The organism is Peptoniphilus sp., assembly GCF_034090345.1.
In the GTDB taxonomy this organism is placed as follows: domain Bacteria; phylum Bacillota; class Clostridia; order Tissierellales; family Peptoniphilaceae; genus Peptoniphilus.
In genome coordinates this window covers 1-5974 of record NZ_JAXDSS010000053.1, presented here as the reverse complement: position 1 = coordinate 5974, position 5974 = coordinate 1, and the positions used below count along the sequence as shown (strand labels likewise).

General features: G+C 30.9%; 7 protein-coding genes and 1 tRNA gene. 6 read left to right on the top strand and 2 right to left on the bottom strand.

Translation table 11 applies throughout. The annotated features are described in order from the left end of the window. Together SOR77_RS04600 and hslO are read left to right on the top strand one after the other, a co-directional pair. Positions 1-487 (top strand): class I SAM-dependent methyltransferase (locus tag SOR77_RS04600; RefSeq protein WP_320636004.1); only part of this gene is annotated, 487 nt, incomplete at its 5' end. Between the two features lies 1 nt (position 488). Next, positions 489-1367 carry an Hsp33 family molecular chaperone HslO gene (hslO, locus tag SOR77_RS04595; RefSeq protein ID WP_320636003.1) on the top strand — a complete coding sequence of 293 codons (879 nt, stop codon included), beginning with the start codon at positions 489-491 and terminating at the stop codon, positions 1365-1367. Between the two features lie 86 nt (positions 1368-1453). On the opposite strand, the gene SOR77_RS04590 is transcribed toward hslO, so the two are convergent. Both SOR77_RS04590 and rpmB read right to left on the bottom strand, forming a co-directional pair. Continuing rightward, positions 1454-1529, bottom strand: a tRNA-Phe gene (locus SOR77_RS04590). A 61-nt stretch (positions 1530-1590) separates the two neighbouring features. Further along, positions 1591-1782, bottom strand: coding sequence for a 50S ribosomal protein L28 (gene rpmB / locus SOR77_RS04585; RefSeq protein WP_004821237.1), 192 nt, complete (start codon positions 1780-1782; stop codon positions 1591-1593). A 237-nt stretch (positions 1783-2019) separates the two neighbouring features. Between rpmB and proB the strand changes: the two genes are divergently transcribed. The 4 genes from proB to SOR77_RS04565 all read left to right on the top strand — a co-directional run. Further along, entirely contained in the window at positions 2020-2805 is a 786-nt protein-coding gene (proB, locus tag SOR77_RS04580) for a glutamate 5-kinase (protein ID WP_320636002.1), read from the top strand. After that, positions 2783-4045 (top strand): glutamate-5-semialdehyde dehydrogenase, encoded by a 1263-nt coding sequence (locus tag SOR77_RS04575; protein ID WP_320636001.1) that lies wholly within the window; start codon positions 2783-2785, stop codon positions 4043-4045. Before proB ends, SOR77_RS04575 begins: the two co-directional genes overlap by 23 nt. A gap of 2 nt (positions 4046-4047) precedes the next feature. Next, the gene (thrC, locus tag SOR77_RS04570) at positions 4048-5484 is read left to right on the top strand and encodes a threonine synthase (protein WP_320636000.1); all 1437 of its coding nucleotides are present in this window, start codon (positions 4048-4050) and stop codon (positions 5482-5484) included. Beyond that, a partial coding sequence (locus SOR77_RS04565; protein ID WP_320635999.1) for a homoserine kinase occupies positions 5478-5974 on the top strand: 497 nt, incomplete at its 3' end. The genes thrC and SOR77_RS04565, both read left to right, overlap by 7 nt.

Genomic DNA, 5974 nt, shown 5'->3' with positions numbered 1-5974 from the left:
AAATAAGAGTGTTAATTTTTATAAACAAGATATGCAAAATTTAATGTTCAATGTAAAATATGACTTAGTTGTATCAAGTTGTGATTCAATAAATTATATTTTGAAAGAAGAAGAATTAGAAAAATTATTTAAATGGGTTTACGAGCATTTAAATGATGGTGGTCTATTTATTTTTGATATGAATTCAATATATAAATTTGAAACAATGAAAGAGACGTATGTTGATGAAAGTGATGGAGTATTTTATATCTGGGAAAATTTTTATGATGAAAAAGAATGTTTAAACACTTATTCTGTAAACTTTTTTAAAGAAGTAGGATATTTATATGATAGATTTTATGAAGAGCACTTTCAAAAAGCATATGAGACAGATTATATTATAGATAAATTAAAAGAAATAGGGTATAATGTAAAAACTTTTGATGATTATAGTAATAGAGTTGATTTAGCTAAATGCAGTAGATTGACTTTTGTTGCTGGGAGGTAAAATGGATTATTTAGTAAGAGCAATTGATAAAGACGCACAAGTTAAAATTTTTGCTTGTAGCTCTAAAAATATGGTTGAAAAGGCAAGAGAGATACACAATACTTCGAAAACGGCAACTGCTGCATTGGGGAGGACTTTAACGGCAGCAGCATTGATGTCTGAAAATTTAAAAAATGAAGCAGATACACTTACTATAAATATAAAAGGTGATGGAGATATAGGTCAGATAATAGCAACTGCAAAGATGAATGGAATTGTAAAGGGATATGTCAACAATCCTATGGCTGATGCAGATATAAGAGAATCTGATGGGAAATTAGACGTTGGTAAAATTGTGGGGAAAGGAACTCTTACAGTTGTTGCTGATCAAGGACTTAAAGAACCTTACATTGGGAAAGTTGAGCTAATAAGTGGTGAAATAGCCGAGGATTTGGCAAACTACTTTTATAGGTCAGATCAAGTGCCATCTGTTGTATCTTTAGGTGTGCTTGTAGATGTGGACTATTCAGTAAAAGCTGCTGGAGGATTTATTCTACAATTGATGCCTGGAGCTAATGATGAGTGTATATCAAAAATTGAAGAGAATATTTATAAGCTAAAATCAATAACCTCTATGTTAGATAGAGGGATGACTCCTGAACAAATAGTTGAAGCTGTAATGAGTGGTTTTGAAATAAAAATCTTGGATGAAAAAGAAATAGGATTTAATTGTGATTGTTCTCTTGAAAAAGTAGAAGATTCTTTAATTTCGTTGGGAAAAGATGAATTAGAAGCCATAATAGAAGAAGATGGAAAAGCTGAAGTAATGTGTCATTTTTGTAATAGCAAGTACAACTTTAGTAAAGAGAAACTTACAAGTATTTTAAAAAATATGGAATAAAAATTTTATAGTATATAAAAATAAACCCAATCTTCAAAAAGAATTGGGTTTTAAACTAATTAAATATAAGACCTAAACAAGATCTCTGGTGCCCAGAGCCGGAATCGAACCAGCGACACGAGGATTTTCAGTCCTCTGCTCTACCGACTGAGCTATCTGGGCTTAGTACTTAAGTACTTAAATAAATGAAGATAGAAAGGACTGCTAGAACAGTCCTGAAAATTTAAATGGCTCTTTCAACTTTTCCAGATCTAAGACATCTTGTACAAACATTGATTTTCTTAGGTTGACCATTAACAAGTGCTCTAACTCTTCTTATATTAGGAGACCAAGTTCTGTTACCTCTTTTATGAGAAAAAGAAATAGTATTACCAAATGATTTAGTCTTTCCGCATATTTCACATCTCTTTGACATAATCGCACCTCCTCAGGTTTCTCATTCCTCGACCATACCGTCGGGTTTTATAACTCATTTATTTTAACATACAATACATGTAAATTGCAAATAAAATAATAAATGAATTATTTTTGAATTCTAAAGTTGTCACATATGTTTGACAACTCTAGAAATATTAAATATATTAATCATTATATTATTGAATTAGAAAAGTCAGTGTAGTATATTAAACAGTAATATTATTCGGAGGGAAGAATGAGACATTTTAGTAATAAATTGGAAAAAATAGTAATAAAAATAGGATCATCTTCAATAACTCATAAAAACGGAGCAGTTAATATTGAAAGAATAGAAGAGTTAGCTAAGGAGATTTCAAATATACAAGATAAAGGAATAAATGTTGTGTTAGTTTCGTCAGGTGCAATTGCTTGTGGAGCGAAACAACTTGGAATGGGGAAAAGACCAAGAGATACCATAGGTAAGCAAGCTACTTCAGCAGTTGGACAAGTTGCGCTTATGAATACATATAACAGATCTTTTGGTGAATATGGATATAAAGTAGGTCAAGTATTACTTACAAAGGTGATAGAAACAGATGAGAAAATGAGTGAAAATGCACGTAATACATTTGATCAGTTGATGAAGATGGATGTAGTTCCAATTGTAAATGAAAATGATACTATTTCAACTTTTGAAATTATGTTTGGCGATAATGACACTTTATCAGCTGTAGTGGCTAGACTTATAGATGCTGATTTATTGATTTTATTATCAGATATAGATGGATTATATACAGATGACCCAAATAAAAATAGCGATGTAGAATTAATTAAAGAAGTGAATATAATAGATGAAAATTTAAAATCTATGGCCAAAGATTCAGACTCAAGTGTTGGAACGGGTGGTATGGCAACAAAAATAAAAGCTTGTACAATGTGTATGGAAAAGGGAATAGATGTTGTAATAGCTAACTCTGATGATTTAAAAAATATCAGAAAGATAGTTAGGGGAGATGAAATTGGAACAATCTTTAAGAGATAAATTAATAGAAATTGCAAGAGATACAAAAAAAGCTGGCAGAAAACTTGGAAAACTATCTACCTTGGAAAAAAATACTATTTTAAATTCAATTAAAAATAGCCTATTAAAAAATTCTGAAAAAGTATTAAAAGCAAATTCCATTGATATAAAAAATGGTAAAGATAGTGGAATGAGCGAGGGATTATTAGATAGATTATTCTTAACAGAAGAGAGAATAAAAGCTATGATAGATTCTATTGATGTAATTATAAAACTTAATGACCCAGTTGGAAATATGGATCAAGTTGATAAACTACCTAATGGGATTCAAGTTGGAAAGAAGAGAGTTCCTATAGGAGTGTTGGCAGTTATATATGAATCGAGGCCAAATGTTACTTTAGATGCTGCAATATTGGCAATTAAATCTTCAAATGCCATAATTTTAAGAGGTGGGAAAGAAGCTATTAATTCAAATAAGGCAATTGTTGATTCAATAAGAGAAGGTATAAGAGAGGCTGGATTTGATGAGAATATGGTCAATTTAATTGAAAACACGGAGAGAGAATCTTCAATTGAACTTATGAAACTAAGAGGATATGTAGACCTTTTAATTCCAAGGGGAAGTCAAAGATTGATAAGCTCTGTAGTTGAAAATTCAAAAGTACCTATTTTAGAGACTGGAGTTGGAAATTGCCATCTATATGTAGATGACTCAGCAGATATAGAAAAAGCACTTAGAATTTTTGAAAACGGAAAGACTCAGAGAATAGGAGTGTGCAATGCTCTTGAATCTTTACTTGTTAGTGAACAAATATCAGATGAATTTTATAATGGACTACAAGATATTGTAGATAAACATGGTTTAAAAGTTCATGGTTGCGAAAAAAGCGCTGAGAAAATAAGAAATGTGATTGAAGTTACTGATGAAGATTATGGAAAAGAATATTTAGACTATGAATTTTCTATGAAAATTGTATCTGGAATTGATGAAGCAATAGAGCATATCTATGAATATTCTACTCATCATTCAGAAGCTATAGTTACTGAAAATTTAAAAAATGCTACTAAATTTATAGATGAGGTAGATTCAGCTTGTGTGTATATAAATGCAAGCACTCGCTTTACAGATGGGTCTGAATTTGGACTTGGAGCTGAAATGGGAATTTCAACTCAAAGAATACACGCACGTGGTCCAGTTGGACTAAAAGAGCTTACAACTTATAAGTATATTTTACTTGGAGATGGACAAATAAGAGGCTAAAAATGAAATATTACAGTACAAGAGGAAATAGTTTTGTCAATTCAACTTCAGAAGCTCTATTAAAAGGGTTAGCTGATGATGGAGGACTTTTCATTCCTGAAGAAATAAGAGAAGTAAATTTTACAAATGAAGAGATAGAGAGATTAGATTATAAAGAATTTGCGTATAAGGTTATATCAGCTATATTTGATGATTTAGATAGAGAAAAATTAAAAATAGAAATAGAAAAAGCTTATTATAAATTCCCAGAAGATATAATTCCGATAAAGAATGTAGATAACCTATATTTTATGGAATTATTTCATGGAGAGACAAGAGCATTTAAAGATTTTGCACTTTCTCTACTTCCAAGATTGATTAAAATAGCAAAAGAAGAAGACAATGTTGAAGAAAAGACGTTGATACTGACTGCAACTTCTGGAGATACCGGCTCTGCGGCAATAAGTGGTTTCTCAGGAGTGGAAAATACAAATATAATTGTATTTTATCCGACAGATGGCATAAGCTTGATTCAAAGGGCACAGATGATTAATTCGGGATCTAAAAATGCAACGGCTGTCGCTATTAATGGAAATTTTGATGATGCACAGTCTGCACTAAAGAGAATTTTTAATGATTTAGAGTTTAAAAAAGAACTTAGAGAAGCAGGGCATATATTAACTTCTGCAAACTCAATTAACATTGGAAGATTGGTGCCTCAAATAGCTTATTATTTTTACTCTTACTATAAATTAGTTAACAAAGGAATTATAGATAATGGAGAGAGAATATCTGTAGCAGTTCCTACTGGGAATTTTGGGAATATTTTGGCGGCATATTTTTCAAAACTTATGGGGCTTCCAATAGAAGAGTTTATATGTGCTTCAAATAAGAACAATATACTTGAAGATTTTATAAACACTGGAGTTTATGATACTAATAGAGAGTTTTATAAGACAAATTCGCCGTCTATGGATATCTTAGTTTCAAGCAATTTAGAGCGTTATCTTTCATTGAAATCGGGTAATTCAAATGAAATTTATAGTTTGATGAAGAGTTTAAATGAAACAGGTAAATTTGAGTATAAAAATGATTTAGAAATGTTTGGTTTTTCATGTGGAGAGCAAGAAACATTAAAAGTTATAGACGATATATATAAAAAATCTGAATATTTAATAGACACTCATACAGCGGTTGCAGTAAAAGCTGCAGAGAAATATTTAGGTGGCAAAGATAAAAAGATATTGATTGTCTCTACAGCATCTCCTGTAAAATTTGCAACGGAGATTTCAAAGGCAATAGGCTTAGGTGCAGATGACGAAGAAAAAGCAATAGAAGAAGTTGCTAAACTTTCAAATGACGTTGAGTTTTTAGAAAAAGTAAATACTGATTTTCATGAAGAAATAGTGATTGATAAAGTTGATATTAAAAAATTTGTGAGGGAGAGGATAATGTGTTAGTAAGAGTTCCTGCCACTTCTGCTAATATAGGACCAGGATTCGATAGCTTTGGAATAGCTTTTAATATTTACAATGAATTTGAATTTAAATTGGGAAAGACCAAAGAAAATAATTTAATTCTGAAATCATTTAAATATTATTTTGAAAAACTGGGGATAGCTTGTCCTGAAGTTGAAATAAATGTTGTATCCAATATTCCATGTAGTCGTGGGCTTGGTTCATCGGCTACGTGTATAGTTGCAGGTCTGATGGCAGCAAATCAATATAATGGGAATAAACTTGATAAATATAAAATTTTAGAGTTTGCAACAGATATAGAGGGACATCCTGATAATGTTGCTGCAGCAATTTTTGGAGGGCATACTATTGCTTTTGGAAGTATAGTTACAAAGGTGAAAGTATCTGAAAATTTAAAATTTTATGCTTTAGTTCCGAATTTCGAAATGTCTACTGAGGAGTCAAGAAATTTAGTTCCAGAAATTATGGATAG

What these genes read in the sequence shown, in the direction of transcription:
- hslO (WP_320636003.1), top strand. Translation starts at nt 489, where the DNA reads ATGGATTATTTAGTAAGAGCAATTGATAAAGACGCACAAGTTAAAATT.
- rpmB (WP_004821237.1), bottom strand. Translation starts at nt 1,782, where the DNA reads ATGTCAAAGAGATGTGAAATATGCGGAAAGACTAAATCATTTGGTAAT.
- proB (WP_320636002.1), top strand. Translation starts at nt 2,020, where the DNA reads ATGAGACATTTTAGTAATAAATTGGAAAAAATAGTAATAAAAATAGGA.
- thrC (WP_320636000.1), top strand. Translation starts at nt 4,048, where the DNA reads ATGAAATATTACAGTACAAGAGGAAATAGTTTTGTCAATTCAACTTCA.